16 protein-coding genes are annotated in these 16,956 nt (G+C 48.4%); 5 read left to right on the top strand and 11 right to left on the bottom strand.

Annotated elements, in window-relative coordinates; genetic code table 11:
* Positions 1-2 precede the first annotated feature (2 nt).
* Genes N5910_RS02055 through N5910_RS02035 form a run of 5 tightly spaced genes read right to left on the bottom strand, consistent with a single transcriptional unit; the run spans position 3 to position 4,613 of the window.
* Positions 3-455, bottom strand: coding sequence for a methanogenesis marker 6 protein (locus N5910_RS02055; protein WP_074358523.1), 453 nt, complete (start codon positions 453-455; stop codon positions 3-5).
* The gene (mmp3, locus tag N5910_RS02050; RefSeq protein WP_074358522.1) at positions 433-1,971 is read right to left on the bottom strand and encodes a methyl-coenzyme M reductase-associated protein Mmp3; all 1,539 of its coding nucleotides are present in this window, start codon (positions 1,969-1,971) and stop codon (positions 433-435) included. The genes N5910_RS02055 and mmp3 overlap by 23 nt, the downstream gene beginning before the upstream one ends.
* A complete protein-coding gene (locus N5910_RS02045; protein ID WP_074358521.1) occupies positions 1,961-2,968 on the bottom strand; it encodes a methanogenesis marker 2 protein in 1,008 nt (335 codons plus the stop codon). Before N5910_RS02045 ends, mmp3 begins: the two co-directional genes overlap by 11 nt.
* A gap of 22 nt (positions 2,969-2,990) precedes the next feature.
* The gene (locus tag N5910_RS02040) at positions 2,991-4,112 is read right to left on the bottom strand and encodes a DUF2117 domain-containing protein (RefSeq protein ID WP_074358520.1); all 1,122 of its coding nucleotides are present in this window, start codon (positions 4,110-4,112) and stop codon (positions 2,991-2,993) included.
* A gap of 12 nt (positions 4,113-4,124) precedes the next feature.
* Positions 4,125-4,613 (bottom strand): type II toxin-antitoxin system VapC family toxin, encoded by a 489-nt coding sequence (locus N5910_RS02035; protein ID WP_074358519.1) that lies wholly within the window; start codon positions 4,611-4,613, stop codon positions 4,125-4,127.
* A gap of 666 nt (positions 4,614-5,279) precedes the next feature.
* On the opposite strand from N5910_RS02035, the gene N5910_RS02030 reads away from it, so the two are divergent.
* Entirely contained in the window at positions 5,280-5,810 is a 531-nt protein-coding gene (locus tag N5910_RS02030) for a MogA/MoaB family molybdenum cofactor biosynthesis protein (protein WP_074358518.1), read from the top strand.
* Here N5910_RS02030 and pyrE read toward each other — a convergent pair whose 3' ends face one another.
* A complete protein-coding gene (gene pyrE / locus N5910_RS02025) occupies positions 5,811-6,347 on the bottom strand; it encodes an orotate phosphoribosyltransferase (RefSeq protein ID WP_074358517.1) in 537 nt (178 codons plus the stop codon).
* Between the two features lie 148 nt (positions 6,348-6,495).
* The gene (locus N5910_RS02020; protein WP_074358515.1) at positions 6,496-6,729 is read right to left on the bottom strand and encodes a PRC-barrel domain-containing protein; all 234 of its coding nucleotides are present in this window, start codon (positions 6,727-6,729) and stop codon (positions 6,496-6,498) included.
* Between the two features lie 192 nt (positions 6,730-6,921).
* Here N5910_RS02020 and N5910_RS02015 point away from each other — a divergent pair, with 192 nt between their 5' ends.
* Complete coding sequence (locus tag N5910_RS02015; protein WP_261599713.1) at positions 6,922-8,814, top strand: YhgE/Pip domain-containing protein; 1,893 nt, start codon at positions 6,922-6,924, stop codon at positions 8,812-8,814.
* 125 nt (positions 8,815-8,939) lie between these two features.
* Here N5910_RS02015 and N5910_RS02010 read toward each other — a convergent pair whose 3' ends face one another.
* The gene (locus N5910_RS02010) at positions 8,940-9,131 is read right to left on the bottom strand and encodes a symporter small accessory protein (protein ID WP_074358514.1); all 192 of its coding nucleotides are present in this window, start codon (positions 9,129-9,131) and stop codon (positions 8,940-8,942) included.
* Between the two features lie 24 nt (positions 9,132-9,155).
* Positions 9,156-10,745: a sodium:solute symporter family protein gene (locus N5910_RS02005; protein ID WP_261599712.1), complete on the bottom strand. Its 1,590-nt coding sequence runs from the start codon at positions 10,743-10,745 to the stop codon at positions 9,156-9,158.
* A 105-nt stretch (positions 10,746-10,850) separates the two neighbouring features.
* Between N5910_RS02005 and N5910_RS02000 the strand changes: the two genes are divergently transcribed.
* Together N5910_RS02000 and N5910_RS01995 are read left to right on the top strand one after the other, a co-directional pair.
* Complete coding sequence (locus tag N5910_RS02000) at positions 10,851-12,152, top strand: phenylacetate--CoA ligase family protein (RefSeq protein ID WP_074358512.1); 1,302 nt, start codon at positions 10,851-10,853, stop codon at positions 12,150-12,152.
* A gap of 22 nt (positions 12,153-12,174) precedes the next feature.
* Entirely contained in the window at positions 12,175-12,606 is a 432-nt protein-coding gene (locus N5910_RS01995) for an ACT domain-containing protein (protein ID WP_074358511.1), read from the top strand.
* A 135-nt stretch (positions 12,607-12,741) separates the two neighbouring features.
* Here N5910_RS01995 and iorB read toward each other — a convergent pair whose 3' ends face one another.
* Positions 12,742-13,326, bottom strand: coding sequence for an indolepyruvate ferredoxin oxidoreductase subunit beta (gene iorB, locus N5910_RS01990; RefSeq protein WP_074358510.1), 585 nt, complete (start codon positions 13,324-13,326; stop codon positions 12,742-12,744).
* A 1-nt stretch (position 13,327) separates the two neighbouring features.
* On the bottom strand, positions 13,328-15,184 hold the full coding sequence (gene iorA, locus N5910_RS01985) for an indolepyruvate ferredoxin oxidoreductase subunit alpha (RefSeq protein WP_261599711.1): 1,857 nt from the start codon (positions 15,182-15,184) through the stop codon (positions 13,328-13,330).
* Between the two features lie 292 nt (positions 15,185-15,476).
* On the opposite strand from iorA, the gene tfrB reads away from it, so the two are divergent.
* Positions 15,477-16,946 carry a fumarate reductase (CoM/CoB) subunit TfrB gene (tfrB, locus tag N5910_RS01980; RefSeq protein ID WP_074358508.1) on the top strand — a complete coding sequence of 490 codons (1,470 nt, stop codon included), beginning with the start codon at positions 15,477-15,479 and terminating at the stop codon, positions 16,944-16,946.
* The last annotated feature ends 10 nt before the right edge of the window (positions 16,947-16,956 follow it).

The following is a 16,956-nucleotide window of genomic DNA, read 5'->3' as shown; positions in this document are numbered from 1 at the left end:
TATCAGTCCTCAACATTCTCCTTTGATTTTTTTCTTTCTTCTGCTATCATCCGGAATTCTTCTACCGGGACTTTGCCCTTCCTCTTTACGGTGACCTCAGCCGGTCTTTCTAGGGCTTCGCTTACATGGCCCAGGAGTTTGAATTCCTTCTCAAGCTGGTGGTATCCTTCACGGGCAGCGCCCCTGTGTCCCCTACATCTCCTCGGGTCCCCTGGTGGGAATCCCCTCTCCTTGGTGAATATGTTGGCCGGGTCGATGCTCCTTATTTTTTCAATGGCTTCCCTAACGTCTTCTGTGTTTCCATGGATGAGGGCGCCGTAGCATGTTGATTTTATTGTAAGGGGAAGGCCGAGGAGGTGCAGTTTCTGGACAAGTTCAGATGAGCTGATACTTGCAGATGGGCTCAGGATTATCATCCTGGTTGAAGTTTCATCATTTTTTTCTTTCTCTGACATAAACCGTGTCCCCCTCCTTGAATTTTTCCACATTCTTAATGCCCCTTGTGATCCTGCCTATTATGTTGGTGCCGTTGAAGGGCTCCCCTGTGGGGCCGTATTCATCGTTGTCCTCAAGCCTCACACCAACCATTCCGATGTGTCTTCTTGACATGTTTGTTATGCCTATCTCCCCCTTCTTCACGCAGCCTTCAGGTGTGTTTTCAGGTACCAGACCCTTTGCCATTGACTTTTCACCCTCAAACATCACGACCTTCATCCCGGGGAAGGCGAAGTGCACCTTCATGGATCCTATTGGTGTGTCCAGGAGGCCCGTCATCCTCCTGAAGTACCATGAGGATCTCGGAGCCTGTGGATCCATCTCTATCTCAATGATCCTTTCAGGGTCTATGCCCACTGTTTTAACCTTTCCTTCCCTGAGTATTTCCATGGTGTATGCTGGGTCCTGGGCAACGACTATGGCTTCATCGTCCATGAGGCCTTCCCTTACCTGCTCTATACCGTAACTGCTGAGGTATTCCTCTGCTTCCTTCTGGGTCATTGAGACCGTCATTATCCTTCCGGGTTCGCTCTGGATGGTGATGCTGTCCCCTTCACCGGCTATGTCCACGAGTTCCATGCCCTCTGTAACATTCCCTATTATGTTATGGGATGGTGTTGAAACCCTGTCCTCCCTGTAGATGTAGACCCTTCCGGCTCCCCTACCTGTGTTTCGGAGCGTTACCGTGCCCCTCTTCCTTTTATCTATCCTTTCAGGGTCCTTCTTTATTCCCTGTAGTGAGTAGAACCCTATAAAGGAGTTTGCCTCATAGTCAACCCTTAATTTACCATCCTCCAACATTGTGAAGAAGTGTTCAACCGACTGGGGTGAATCCATTGATGCCTTAACCTTCACATAGGTGAATAACTGGTTACCGTCCTCAAGGGGTGTCTGGAGGTCGGTTACCGCGGCACTCTTCACTATGCTCCTTCTCTTAACAACAGGTTCCACGGATTTTATAACGTCTTCATCGGTTAATCTTTCAAGGGTTCTTCTTCCACCGGTTATCCTTGCAAAAACACCCCTGTTTTCATCTGGTGCACCGTAGACTGCCCTGTGATCCTCCTTTGAGAGTATTATATGGGTTGAATCCGGACTGAAACCTGAAAGGCTTATTACAACCTCGTTTTCATCGTAGCTGAACTCCTTCCTTGTTGGTTCAAGGTCTGTCTTCAGGGGGCCCATTGAAACCTCAGATGGGGTGGTCCATCTTATACGCAGATTTTCAAGTTTTCTGTAGATCCGTCTCCAGGTATCCACAAGTAGGGGTGCTTCATCTGGCAGGACCTCTATAAGGACACTTCCTGCTGTTGTCCTGATCCTGTAGGTGTCTATGGTCTCTTCAAGCTCCTGGGTACCCTTTATTACCCCTACAAGGGTCCTCTCCATGTGGGGTGCATCTGTGGCCCTTATTGCATCCTCAACGGTTGATCCATCCGGAAGCTCAACCTCAACTCCATTAACCTTAACTAACATCAGGTCTCCCCCATGATTTTTCTTCAGTCACACCCATTATCCTCTCCCTTTCAAGGTCAAAGAGCACTCCCTCCTCATCACCTGATCTTAGATAGAGTTTTCTTTCACCTATTATTTCACCCGCATCTGATGCCTCTATTCCCACGGATTCCAGGAGCTCCATGCATTCAGCCACCCTTTCCTCCTGTGCTGTGAGTACAAAACCTGAACCAGGGTACATCCTGAGCCAGTCCACCCAGTCCACTGAACTGTTCCTGGGGATGGATTCCATCTCAACCCTTGCCCCCACCTCCGATGCTTCAAGGAGCATTCCAAGGGTCCCCAGGGTCCCCGGGTTGCTTATATCCTTTCCTGCTGTTACAAGACCCCTTTCAGCAATCAAGGCCATTATCTCTATCTGGGCCTGCACATCCTCCGGTGTCTTGTGTGTTGTTGTATCCCAGTTTAGGGGGAAGGATGGGTGTGGCCTTCCATCAAGGTCTATCCCTATTATAACCCTGTCGCCGGGGCGGGCATCACAGCTTGTTATTATGGCATCCTCAGGGGCTATTCCTGCAATTGAAACATCCAAGGCATCGTAGGGTGTGTCGGGGTGGACGTGTCCCCCCACCATCGGAACCCCGAACTTCTCTGCACCGTCCCTTATGCCCTCCATTACACTGTAACAGGTCTCCCTGCTGTTTATTGAGAGGACGTTAACCATCCCTATGGGTTTACCCCCCATTGCTGCAATGTCATTCACGTTAACCAGCACCGAGCAGTAGCCGGCCCAGTATGGGTCCGATTCAAGCAGCCGCCCCCATATCCCGTCGGCTGCAAGTAGAAGAAGTTTTCCATCACCAATCCTTATGGCGGATGCGTCGTCGCCAAATCCAAGGTAGGTGTTGCCTGAAACATTGTATGCGTCGTTTAAAATAGAAACTATGTTCCTTATGGGTCGCTTCCTTGTTACACCCTCAAAATTCTTAAGGGAATGGATGATATAATCTAAATCCAATTCCACACCTCTTTTTATCGATTCAGGTGGATCTTATAGTGTAGCTGGCACCTATATTATCTATAATCTGTAGGAGATCCCTTTTAAAACTTTCCACATCTTCAGTTTCAAGGCTGTCTCTGCCCCTGAAGAGTTCCTCATGTATTTTCTTACCGACTATATCGTCCCATCCGCCTTCAAATTCTATTATCAATGAGCCCAGGCACCTGAAGCCCTCCCTTACCACCCTGTCTATGTCGCCATCGGTGATGCCTATTATGGGTACATCGAATCTGTAGAGGATATCCGCGGCTACAAGGGTGGTGTCATCGCCAACGGTCACGACGAGGTCGGAGCTGTGAAGCCGGTATATGTCCTCGGCTGCATGGTTCAGGAATGATACCCTGAATTTTTTCTTTTCTTTTTCCCTCCTTTTAACCTTCCTTGGTTTTACACTCGCCCTCCTGAGGAGTCCTGTCTTTACTACGGCTTCGCTGAGGTTTATCCTTCCAAGTTTTTCAACACCGTGCTCCTTTATCCTGCCCCCGATTATCTCTGTGATTACACCGTCCTCTGCCACCAGGGTGACCTCATCTGATGTTGAAACCCCTACAACGATGCCGTTGACAAAGATGTTCTCATTCTCAGAGACCCCCACAAGTCTGCGGTATTCTGTGCCGTTGGACTCCGTGTCCCTGCAGGGTTCGTCATGGAAGAGTTCACGGCATATCTCATCAGGATCTACGAGTTCCAGGTGGAGTTCCCTGGCAATTTCCCCTGCAAGTTCATGCACGGATTCTGTCCAGGGTACAACGCTTCCATCATCCTCACCTGGTCTCTCTATCTGGATGAGATCTGGTTTCCTCTTTGATCTTCTGAACACCTTGTATCCGAATCCATGCCCTGTCACACGGGATTTTCCATAGTTCATGAGGACGACAAGGTCAGCGCCCTCCTCTGCGAAGAGGTCCGCTGATTCGCTTGGTAGTCTCTTTTCTGATATGTCTATGGTGTCCTCAAGGTGGGCGTCGTAGACAGCGGTTCTGCCCATGGTTCCGCCGAGCCTTGCCCTTACTTCACCGTATTTTTTGAGGAACTCTATGAGTTCCGCTGCATAGCCAGAGTCCACTATCTGTGGTCCGTGCACAACCACGCCTATCTTCATATGATCCCCTCGTCATCTTCTTCTTTTCCGGACTATCCCGGACCCGCATACCTCACATTCTTCATGGGGGTAATCATCGGAGTATTCCCTTTTACATCCCCTGCATGTCCTGATCCAGGTGTAGGTCTCCTTTATCCCCTCTGTAAGGACGCTTCTGAACCTTATTCCAAGGAGCTTCAGGGTGTTCTGTATCGTGTAGTCATCTGTTATTACAGTAACATCATCCCTCCCTTTGAGTGAAACTGCAAGTCCTATGACCCTTTTATCCGTCTCTGAAAGCTTCAGTACGTCTCCTGATTCCCGCACCGCCTCCTGGACCATTTCCATACTTTCAGGGTCTGGTTCTTCTATCCTTAATTTACCCTCTTCAATGGCTTTTTCAAATACCATCCTGGATTTAAAGTCCTTAATCTCTTCAATAACCTGGTTGACCGTGTAATTATCCCTATCAGAGGGTATGTAACCGTTTATGAATGCCGATGCATCAAGAACCTTCTTCATGGAAATCACTCTACACTTGTTATGAAGGCAATTATCATATCTAATTTTCTGAGCCAGTTAGGAGGGTATGGGTCCAGGTTTTTTAAGGTGGCCTTCATGGTGAGCTGGCTGATGAAACCTCATTGATGACACCTGAGATCCAGATTAGAGTAGCCGTCGGGGATCAGGGGTACTGCACGGATGTCACAGGATAATCAGGGGGACCTTCAGGGTGGTAGCCTTCATGGATAATATCCGTGGCATGTTATGGATAATCTGTCGCCGGTTAAAAAGTATTACTAAAAAATTCAGTGAAATGGATCGGAACCTTCTTTTTTAGAAATTAAGGTTTTTCAGCCCATTTAAAGGTAATAGGATGCCATTTGATCCGTTTAAATTAACTGGCGAAAACTTTATAAATGGTGTTAATCATATATACTACTCGGGTAGGGTCCAGGACTTTTAAACTCATTCTGGTCTTTTAAATTGGAATTGAAACCGCCTCCAATCCAATATCAAACCCTACCCCAACCAAACTGTCACAAATTTTTATTACTTTTCTCCGGGTGTCAGAAAACCAGATATAAACCTTTTCAGTGACAGAAAAATCAAAAGACTTATAAACAGTGGCTGCAATAAATACTGTGTTACATAGAACATGTATTATTAATAAAGTGGCTGGTTAATATGAAAAGTCCGAGTATGGAGGAACACCGGAGGGATGCCCCCAGGAGCATCAGGTGCGGGGTCATAACCCTCAGCGACTCAAAGTATTCAGAATTTATGAAGAAAGGTGGAATCCCTGAAAGTGACATCTCAGGAAGAACACTGGTTGATGTCCTCTCTGAAGATTATTCTGTCATGGACCATATAATAATACCCGACGATGCAGACAGACTGGTGGCTACCATCAACCAGCTGATAGATGGTGGTGCCTCGGTTATCTTCACCACAGGGGGCACAGGTATAGGGAGCAGGGATATAACCGTTGAAACCCTTAAGGAACTCTTTGAAAAGGAACTTGATGGTTTCGGTGAGATATTCAGGCACCTCACCTTCAGGGAGCTCGGGGCCGGTGCAATACTTAGCAGGGCAACTGCAGGGGTCTACAGGAGGACCCTCATATTTGCACTCCCCGGCTCCCCAAACGCCGTTAAACTGGGAATTGAACTTGTGGTCTCTGAACTGCCGCACCTTGTAAAGCACCTGAGGGAATGATCATCTGAAATCAGAGACAGAAAGCAGGGGTACAAGTTCCAGTCCCCTCTCCCTGAATTTCTCCAGTGCTCCCTCCTCACGGTCCACCACAACAAATGCCCTTTCAACGATACCTCCGTTTCCGGTGATTGCATCAATGGCCTTAAGGAGGGATGCTCCTGTCGTTGTCACATCCTCCACAACAGCAACCCTGTCACCCTCCACAAGTTCGCCCTCAATGAGTTTTGATGTGCCGTAACCCTTCTTCTCCTTCCTTATCATAAGGAGGGGTTTATCTGACTCAAGGGATACTGCCGTTGCAATGGGCACCGCGCCAAGGGCGGGTCCTGCAACCCTGTCTATACCAATGAGTTCCAGGGCTATCATGCGGGCTATTACCCTGAGAACCTCAGGGTCCGTGACCGCCCTCTTGATATCAACATAGTAATCGCTCTCCCTTCCTGACGAAAGAATGAACTTCCCGTGTTTTATAACCTCCCTTTCATTGAGGAGTTTTATGAGTGTCTCTCTGAGCTTCTCTGAATTTTTGACCGGCATATTCTACAGACTCCCATATCTGCAATGTAACATTCTGAACACACGTTTGCACCGCAGAGGCGGCATGTGTGAAGAAAATCTGCCCTCCCGCAGAGGCTGCAGATACCCTTAAGATGCAAATTTCTTCACCCTTAAAAAAGATAAGGTTCTATTCCTCTCCTCCCTTGAGGAGTATCTTGTCACCTATCTTCTTAACCATCTCATAGGGCACTATTGTTTCACCCTTGGAGATGCCAAGACCCTCTGATATTCCACCCTTACCAAGAACCAGCGCCTCTATTGTCTGGGATTCGATGTCAACCTCAACATCCTTTACCTTGCCTATAACAGTTGCAGCACTGTCAAGAACCTCTTTACCTACTATATCTTCAACTATTCTCATGGTACCACCATCCAGATAACTAACTCATAATATTACTCTTGGTTTTCTGAGTATAAAAATCTAAGTCAAACCCAAGAGCCGTCGGGGTTCCTGAAAGCATGAGCTCCTCCTGAGGGAAACCTTTATATAGGTTGATGACCCTTAAACTTTTTCTTACAAAAATAAACTTTATTTTTTGGAGGCAGAGAATCCATGAGAAATGCCCTGAAAATATTCAGAAATGACCTGAAAACGGTAAAGAACAGTCCGGTTGTTCTCTTCGTCATTGCAGTTATAATATGTATACCGGCACTCTATGCTGTCTTCAACATACAGGCAACACTTGACCCCTACTCAAGGACATCAGATCTCAGTGTAGCTGTTGTAAATGAGGATCGCGGCGCGGTTCTAAACGGTGAACATATAAACATAGGCACAGAGCTTGTAGACGAACTCAGAAAAAACAGGAACTTCGACTGGCAGTTCGTTGACAGAGGAAAAGCAATGGATGGACTTAAAAGCGGAGAATACTACGCTGTACTGATAATCCCTGGAAACTTCAGTTCAGATATCCTTTCAATTAAGAACGGCACCCCCAGACAGGCCAAGATCGAGTACATAGTAAACGACAAGCTGAACCCGGTTGCTCCGAGGATAACAAATGCCGGTGCAGATGCGCTCCAGGCAAAGATAAACAGTGAGATCGTTAAAACCATAGACGGCATCATATTCGGAAAGATAAGCAGTGCAGGTGAACTTGCAAGGGCAAACAAGGCCCAGTTCCTGAAGACAAAGAGTTTCATCAACGAACTCAATGGAAACATTCAGAATATAGATGAAACACTTAAAAGGGCCAATTCTGACCTTCAGACCGGGCAGAGCTTCTGGTCAGGTTTGAAGGGATATCTACCTGAAATAAGGGACAATTCAAACTTCGTAAGGGAAAAGTACAGTCTGCTTGAAAGTTACATTGGAAAGGACCCTGAAAAGGCACTTACCACAGTAGAGAACATGGAAACACACCTATCAGAGGCCATAACATCATTGAAGTACCTTAAAGCAGTTTTAAGTAGCCTATATTCTGCCACAGGCGATCCTCAGCTAAAAACAGCCATAAATCAGATAGACACCAATATACAGAAGGCCAGTGAAGTTCTGGGCATACTCCAGGCCATTGAATCCGACCTCAAAACAAAGAAGACAAGCAACCGTCTTGTGCAGCTTAAGGCATCGCTTGACAGGATGGACAGCGCCATCAACATGCTGATGGCAAATGAAGACCGGATCGACTCTTCAATGCGTGAAGCATCAGCGAAACTTGGCATTGCAAATTCAAAGTGGCCTGTTATCAGATCAGCGATCCAGGAGGCAAATCAGAAGCTGAACTCAATCAGCGAGGATGACATCGACAGCCTCATAAGGCTTGCAGATACAGATCCCTCCGCAGTCAGGGAGTACTTCAAGAGCCCGGTTAAAATGGAGAAACAGCACATATATCCGGTTGAGAACTATGGATCAGCACTTGCACCATTCTATGTACCCCTATCACTATGGATAGGTGGTATAATCGCGGTTGCCATGATAACCATGCGTGCAAGAGGTAATTACAGTAGCATAGAGGTTTACCTTGGAAGGATGGGTCTCTTCCTGATAATCTCCATCTTCCATGCCCTTGTGGTTGCAGCCGGCGCCATGCTCCTGAGGGTGCAGCTTACCAGCAGGTTACTCTTTGTACTCACAACCGTCTACATCAGTATCTGCTCCATGCTGATAGTCTACTCCCTGACATCAGCCTTGGGTAACGCGGGTAAGGCCATATCAATAATACTGCTGGTACTCCAGATCACAGGTACAGGCGGGATATTCCCTGTGGAACTTTTACCGCCATTCTTCCAGGCAATACACCCCTACCTTCCACTCACATATGCCGTTGGCGCCCTGAGGGAGGTTGTTGGGGGTGTGATCTGGAGCAGCTACTGGATGAACCTTGCCCTTCTCAGTGTCTTCCCGGTGATGGCCTTCTGCATAACGGTACTTGTCAAGGAGAAGATGGATAAAAGAGCCCACTGGATGGAAAGCAAACTCGAAGAAAGCGGTCTCTTCTAATTTTATTTTTTTTATAGGATACTGAAAAATGTAAAAAACCGAATTTTACTTATCTCAAAAAAACTCAACCACATCATATGAAAAGAAAAGAACAGCACTGTCCAGAATATATGGATAGGCCATGCCTAGAGGCCCAGCTCATCCTCTTCCATTTTCCTCTCCTCTTCCTCCCATCTGATTTCTTCCATTATCTGTTCTTCCTCATCCTCCCCTCCACTGTTCCAGTTAAGGACTCCATAGATAACACAGAAGAGGGTTATGAGGATGCAGAGCAGATATGCGCTCCACACCCAGGGGTCAGGTATTCCAAGAACCATCCTTAACCACCACGCTCCCTTGAATTAAACTCCCTTTATTCCGTTGAAACATTTATCAAGGTGTTCCCTGGATGGTGGCTCAGTCATCAGACTCACAACCACAAGCATAAGAGCAGATACAGGAACACCCACCAGTATAGGATCCACAACAGGCCAAGGCATTGAAGATATGACAGGGCCTCCAAATATGACCCTGGTAACCCCCAGGGCCATTGCAGTCTTCTTGTATTCGAAGAGCAGCCAGAAGAGGCTTACAAGGGCGCCTGAGACCATCCCTGCAATAGCACCCTCCCTTGTAGCCCTCTTCCAGAACAGCGCCGCAGCATACACTGAAAGGAAGGACGCTGCACATATACCGAAGAAGAGGGCTGTTCCCTGCGCTATTATACTTCCAGGGAGGATGTACCCGAGGACAACCGCTATCAGGATGGCGATGATGATACCAACCCTTGTTATAAGAACTGACCTGTCACCCTTCCTCCTCATAATGGTCTCGTAGACGTCCCTTCCAATGGATGTGCCCTGAACATGGAACTGTGAACTGAGGGTTGACATGGCAGCAGAAAGAAGGGTGAGCATGAAGATGTATGAGAACCACTCTGGCATGGCGGAATTTATAAAGACAGGTATTATCTTATCAGCATTTCCACCGGCAGCCTCAACAGCAATCATCCCCGCCTTTCTGAAGAAATACACATTCGACAGGGCTCCGACAACATAGGCGCTCCAGGTCATTACGAATATGAAGAGGGCCCCTATCAGTACACCCCTGTTGAGTTCCCTGTTGGACTTCACCGTCATGAACCTCACAATGAGCTGTGGCTGTGCAAGAACACCCACACCCACACCCAGGATTATCGTTGACAGAAGGGTCCACCAGTATGGACTGCCATAAACCGGCATACTGGTCCATCCAGTTGCACCAACAGCCTTTGCCTCCGCAGGTATGAGATTTGAAATCCCTGTGAGTGCCTGGTGGGCTTCAACAACCCCTCCCAGTATATAGTATGTTGAAACAACAAGGAATATCATTCCAAGGAACATTATGGTCCCCTGGAGGGCATCAGTATACATAACACCCTTTATACCACCCATAACCACATAAACGGCAACTATAAGCGCTATCAGTATAAGGGCTATCCCGAAGTCTATTTTCACCGTCGTCTCAAGGAACCTTGCAGCTCCTATGAGGACCACAGAGGCGTAGAGTGGCATGCCCAGAAATATTATCGCCCCTCCAAAGTACTGGAGAAAACGGCTCCTGAATCTTCTCCCGATAAACTCGGGGAATGTTAGGGCGGACATGTTATGCCCCATCTTCCTCGTGCGCTTACCAAAGAACACAAATGCTATGAATATACCGACGAGTATATTGAGGAACACAAGCCACAGGATACCCATCCCGAAGGCACCGGCCATCCCGCCAAAACCAACTATCGCCGCGGTACTGATAAAGGTGGCGCCATAGCTCATGGCCATAATATAGGGGTGGGCCTTCCTATCGGCAACCATGTAGTCCTCAGAGGTCTCCGTCCTCCGCCAGGCAACATAACCCACATACCCGGTAAGAAGGAAGTATATGAGAACCACGATACCAAGTATTAAAAGATCCATCCTAAATCCTCCTTCAGTCCATTAAATTATAATTAATGATGATGACAATTAGCATATAAGTCTTTATAAACAGATTCCAGAGAAAGTTGATTTAAGGCGATTGAAATGATATGGAACCCTGAAGCAGAATGCATGGACCCTGAAGAAAGACAGGAACTACAGCTTAAAAGGCTCCAGAAAACCGTTAAAAGGGCCTATGAGAATGTTCCTTATTACCATAAGCGCTTAACAGAAGCGGGCGTGTTTCCTGAGGACATAGAGACCCTTGAGGATATCTCTAAACTGCCATTCACAACAAAGAATGACCTGAGGGAAGCCTACCCCTTCGGTATGTTCGCGGTGCCTGATGAGGAGATAGTGGAGGTGCACACATCATCAGGGACCACCGGAAAACCCGTTGTCTCAGGGTACACGAAGAAGGACCTTGAGATATGGTCTGAGGTGATGGCCAGGGCCCTTACAATGGGTATGGCGACGAAAAAGGATCGTATACAGAACTGTTATGGTTACGGATTATTCACCGGTGGTCTTGGAGTTCACTACGGTGCCCAGAGGATCGGGGCGACTGTCATACCCATATCTGCAGGGAACACGAAGAGGCAGATTGAGATAATGCAGGACTTTGGCACAACGGTGATAACATGCACACCATCCTACGCCCTCTACCTTGCAGAGGTCCTTGAAAATGAAGGTGTCGACATAGGGGCCCTTAACCTGAAGTCAGGGATATTCGGGGCTGAAATGTGGACAGAGGAGATGAGAAATGCTATAGAGGAGAGGCTGGGCCTTACCGCCCTCAACATATACGGTCTTACAGAGATAATAGGGCCCGGGGTTGCTCAGGAATGCCCTGAAAAGAACGGTCTGCACATATTTGAGGACCACTTCTACCCCGAGATCATAGACCCAAAGACCCTTGAGAAACTCCCCTACGGGAGGAAGGGTGAACTGGTACTCACAACACTCACAAGGGAGGGTATGCCCATCTTGAGGTTCAGGACAAAGGATATAACCGCCCTGAGGAATGAAGCATGCGGCTGCGGACGTACACTCGTCAGGATGGACAGGATTACCGGTCGAAGCGATGACATGCTGAAGATAAGGGGTGTTATTGTATTCCCATCCCAGATCGAAAGGGCGCTGCTTGGAGTGAAGGGCCTTGAACCCCACTACCAGATAGTTGTCACTAGGCCAGAATTCCTTGATGAACTGGAGGTCAGGGTTGAAGCGTCACCGGAGCTCTTCTCTGATGAGGTCAAGCATGTGGAGGAAGCCAAACGCATGATAGAAAAACATATCCACAACGAAATCGGTTTAAGGGTCAACGTGACCCTGGTTGAACCGGGAAGCCTCCCGAGGAGTGAGGGCAAGGCTGTCAGGGTTATAGATAAAAGGAAATTTGATTAAATAAATATATGAGGTGCTCTCTATGAAACTCAAACAGATATCTGTTTTCCTTGAGAATAAAAAGGGGAGACTGAAAAACGCTATACACACCCTTTCAGAGGCCGGGATAAACATCCGGGCACTTTCAATCGCGGATACCTCCGAGTTCGGGATACTCCGCATGATAGTCTCAGACCCGGTGAAGGCAAAGGAGGTTCTGGAAGAAAACAACTTCGTTGTAAGGGTCAATGATGTGATAGCCGTTGAGGTCCCTGATGAACCAGGGGGACTTGACGGGATACTGGCTGTCCTGACAGACCATGACATAAACGTTGAGTACATCTATGCCTTTGTTGAGAAGAAGGGTGAAAAGGCGGTTGTTGTCATCAGGACAGAGAACGTGGATGATGGCATAAACGCCCTTGAGGATGCAGGAATACCGGTACTCTCATCAGAGGATATATACATCCTCTGATGCTCTTTTTTACTGTTTCCGTATCAGAGAACCACAGCCCCTGAAACCAGACAGAATGGAAATAAAAAATCATAGACCCTGGAATATGGATCTGGAGGAATGTCTTTATCCTCCAGACATCAAACCATTTATTCTTCATTTCATCATTTCACCGAAGCCCTCATTGAAGGCCCTCACGTTCACATCAAGCAGCCCTGAGGGAAGGTTCTCCTTCATTGAATCCATGATCACATCCCTATCAATGGGGAGTTTCCCTGTGGCTGCCGCCGCACCCAGCATGACCATGTTGAGTGACATTATATGGCCTGCCTCCACAGCTATCCTTTCAGCATCGAAGGCCCTGACGGTCCCTGCCCTTTCATTCAGGGCCCCGACTATCTCCTCAACCGGGGGGTAAGGGTGTAGGCTGTTGACCAGGTTGAAGGGAGGTATCATCGATGTGTTCATGATGACATCTGAGCCACCTGAGATCTTTGGAATCGCCCTCAGGGCCTCCAGTGGCTCGAATGCTATCACAAGGTCCGCCTCTCCATCGGGTATGATTGACCCCTTAACATCACCTATCCTGATTTCGGTGGAAACTGCGCCACCCCTCTGGGCCATTCCATGTATCTCACTCATAACCACGTTCATGCCTTCCTTCATGGCTGCCTCGCCGATTATCACAGATGTCTTTATGATTCCCTGACCGCCAACTCCACATACGTATATGTTGTACATTCTAATCCCTCCCTGATGGTCTTATGGCTCCCCTCTTGCATATCTGGAGGCAGACACTGCAGCCACGGCAGTAGAGGGGATCTATAAACACCCTTCCATCCCGGCTGACAATGGCGGGGCATGCCAGTTCCCTGAGGCAGTCCATGCAGAGGTCACACCTCTCCTCATGGACCTTCATTGGCCTTCCGCGCACAGCTCCCCTGGAGAGCATGCATGGATACTTTGATATCACCACGGCAACTGATTCATGTTCAAGCGCCCCTTTAATTGTCTCCACCGATCTCTTGAGGTTCATGGGGTTTACCGTTTCCACGAATTCAACCCCCGAAGCCCTTACAATGTCATCTATGGATATCTCCGGCGCCTCATCACCCATCCCATCAACGGGCAGTCCAGGGTGTGGCTGGCCCCCTGTCATTGCAGTTGTCCTGTTATCAAGGATGACCACCACGAATCTCCCCTTATTGTGGACCGCGTTTATGAGAGGAGGGATACCCGCATGGAAGAATGTTGAGTCCCCGATAAATAAGATTATCCTCTGGGATGTTGCGGCTGAAAATCCGCAGGCGGTCCCTATGCTTGACCCCATGCTTAGTAGGTAGTCCGCTGCAGAGTATGGGGGCTCTATCCCCAGGGTGTAGCACCCTATATCTGTGGGAAAGATGAGTTCATCGGGACCCATGCCAAGCTCACCGGCGGCCCTTCTGACAGCATAATATACCGCCCTGTGGGGACACCCCGGGCAGAGTGCAGGGGGCCTTTCAGGTATCTGAGGTGCCTCAAAGGTCTTCTCATGGACCTTAATGCCTGTGAAGCCTCCTATGGCCCGGCGGAGTATGTCCTCGTTGTACTCGTATATCTCAGGAAGTGTGCCGTCAAGTTTTCCATGGACATCCACATCCAGGCCCTCAGAACCGGCAACCGCAAGCACCTCCTTCTCCATGACAGGGTCAACCTCCTCCACAACGAGGACATGGTCCCGTCCTGAGATGAACTCGGAGACCTTCCCTGAAGGGAATGGGTAGGTGAATCCAAGTTTGAGTATGGGTACCTTCATGCCCAGGCTCTCAGCCGCATCATATGCATAGTTAAAGGCTCCCCCTGATGCTATTATACCGAACCCTGAACTGCTTTCCCCATTGAACACCATGTTAAGATCTGAGTCGTTAACAGTATCTTCCAGGGCCTTCATCTTCTCAATGAGTTTCCTGTGCATAACCCTTGCTGTTGCAGGTACGGGCACGAAACGTGAAGGGTCCTTTCTGAAGAATCCCTTCTGAGGTTTCATCCGCCTTTCACCAACCTCCACAACGCCCCTCATATGGGACACCCTTGTGGTGGTTCTTAAAAGGACCGGTACCCCGTACTCCTCCGAGAGTTCAAAGGCGAAGTTCATGTAATCAAGCACCTCCTGGGGGCTGGAGGGTTCAAGAAGGGGGACCCCTGCAAGTCTTGCGTAGTGTCTGTTATCCTGCTCATTCTGGGATGAAAACATTGAGGGGTCATCCGCAGAGAGGACAACCATACCTGCCCTGACACCCGTATAGGCTGCGCTCATAAATGAGTCTGATGCCACATTGAGTCCCACATGCTTCATGAAGGTGAATGATCTAACACCGGAAGCTGCAGCAGCAGCCGCCACCTCCAGTGCAACCTTTTCATTGATGGAGAATTCAAAGTATATCCCTGCATCCCTTGCAATTTCTGATAAAACGTTACCTATTTCAGATGACGGTGTGCCAGGGTAGGTGCTTGCAACACCCACACCTGACTCTACCGCAGCCCTCACGGCAGCCTCATTGCCAAGGAGGAACATTCTATCGCCCTTCCGGGCATCTACAATATCCTCTAATTCCATGATAAATCACCTTTAATTCATCGTATTGTCCTGCTGATTATGTGAAAATTCAGAGAATTTCCCTTCATTGGAGGATACTCCCACACTTTTATCTGCTGTGTAATGTGAATCTACTGGGCGGACCTTAACCCACTAATTCGCCTCCAATCTACAGACCTAAGGCCTTAAGATACTTTGCATGGATTCTATAAAATATATTTTGCAAGAACCATCACAAACCTTAATATATACTGTGGACAATAAGAATTTAGTTCCTTCTAAGTTTTTCATATGAATCAGCATGGAGATGGAAATGATAAAGGTCAGGGTTTTAAGATTTGAACCAGGTGTAGATGAGAAACCACACCTTGAAGAGTACACCATACCCCACAGGAAGGGTATGAAGGTCCTTGACGCTCTGAACATGATAAATGAGAAGTACAGGGCCAACATCGCATTCAGGAGTTCATGCAGGGCAGGGCAGTGCGGTTCATGCGCCGTTAAGATGAACGGGAGGGTTGTCCTTGCCTGTAAGGCTGAGGTGGAGGACGGTGCAGTCATTGAACCGGTTGACCTCCCGGTTATACGGGACCTCATGGTTGACAGGAGCGAAATAGAAAACAAGGCGCGTTCGATGCGCCTTTACCTCGAATCATCATCCGAGGGCATCCAGAAGATTAAACCAGATGATTACCTTGATTCAAAAAAACTGAGGGGCTGTATAGAGTGTTTCTCCTGTATAAGTTCATGTCCGGTTATAAAGGAGAGCACGGAGTACGCGGGTCCCTACTTCATGAGGTACCTCTCCAAATTCGCCTTTGACCCCCGTGATGAGTCAGACAGGGCCCTTGAGGGCTTCAGGGAGGGCCTCTACTGCTGCACAACATGCGGGACTTGTGCAGAGGTCTGTCCAAAGGAGCTCAATGTTCCAGGGGATGCCATTGAGAAATTGAGGGCACTCGCCTGCAGGGAGGGTGTGGGTCCCCTTGAAGCCCACAGGAAGGTTAAAGAGTTAATCTCAGGGACCGGAAGGTCAGTTGAGAAATTAAGGGAGGGTTTCATTGAATCAGTGAAGGCAAAGCCAGGGGCCAGTATAGGGTTCTTCACAGGATGCCTTGTGGATTACAGGATGCCAGAGGTTGGATACGCACTTCTCAGGGTCCTGGAGGAGGAGGGGTTCGATGTGGATGTCCCTGAGGGCCAGGTATGCTGCGGATCCCCCATGATAAGGACCGGGCAGCTCGACATTGTTAAGGACCTTGTGGAAAGGAACAGGGCAGTCCTTGAAAAATATGACACCATAATAACCGTCTGCGCCGGCTGCGGGGCCACCCTGAAAAAGGATTACCCCCGGTACGGGGTTGAACTCAATGTACTTGATATAAGTGAATTTCTGGCAGATAAGCTCGACAGCACCATGATGAAGCCAGTTAAGATGAGGGTAACCTACCATGACCCCTGTCACCTTGCCCGTGGCCAGGGTGTGAGGATTGAACCCCGGGAGATACTGGGGAAGATACCGGGCCTGGAATTTGTTGAGATGGAGAAACCCGACCAGTGCTGTGGATCCGGTGGTGGTGTCAAATCCGGGAAACCAGAGCTGGCCGGAGCCCTTGGTAAGAAGAAGGCCCGTATGATAGGGGAACTGGATGTGGATGCTGTGATAACAATATGCCCCTTCTGCCAGCTTCATATAAGGGAATCCCTTGAAAGGGAGGGTTTCGGGGATGTTAAGGTTATGAACATCCTGGAACTCCTGGATATGGCCTTCTCCGAGGACTGAACCGGTGATA

This window comes from Methanothermobacter wolfeii, assembly GCF_025397995.1.
Taxonomy (GTDB): Archaea; Methanobacteriota; Methanobacteria; order Methanobacteriales; family Methanothermobacteraceae; genus Methanothermobacter; species Methanothermobacter wolfei.
Note: the sequence above shows the minus strand (reverse complement) of the source record. Positions and strands in the feature narration are given on the sequence as shown.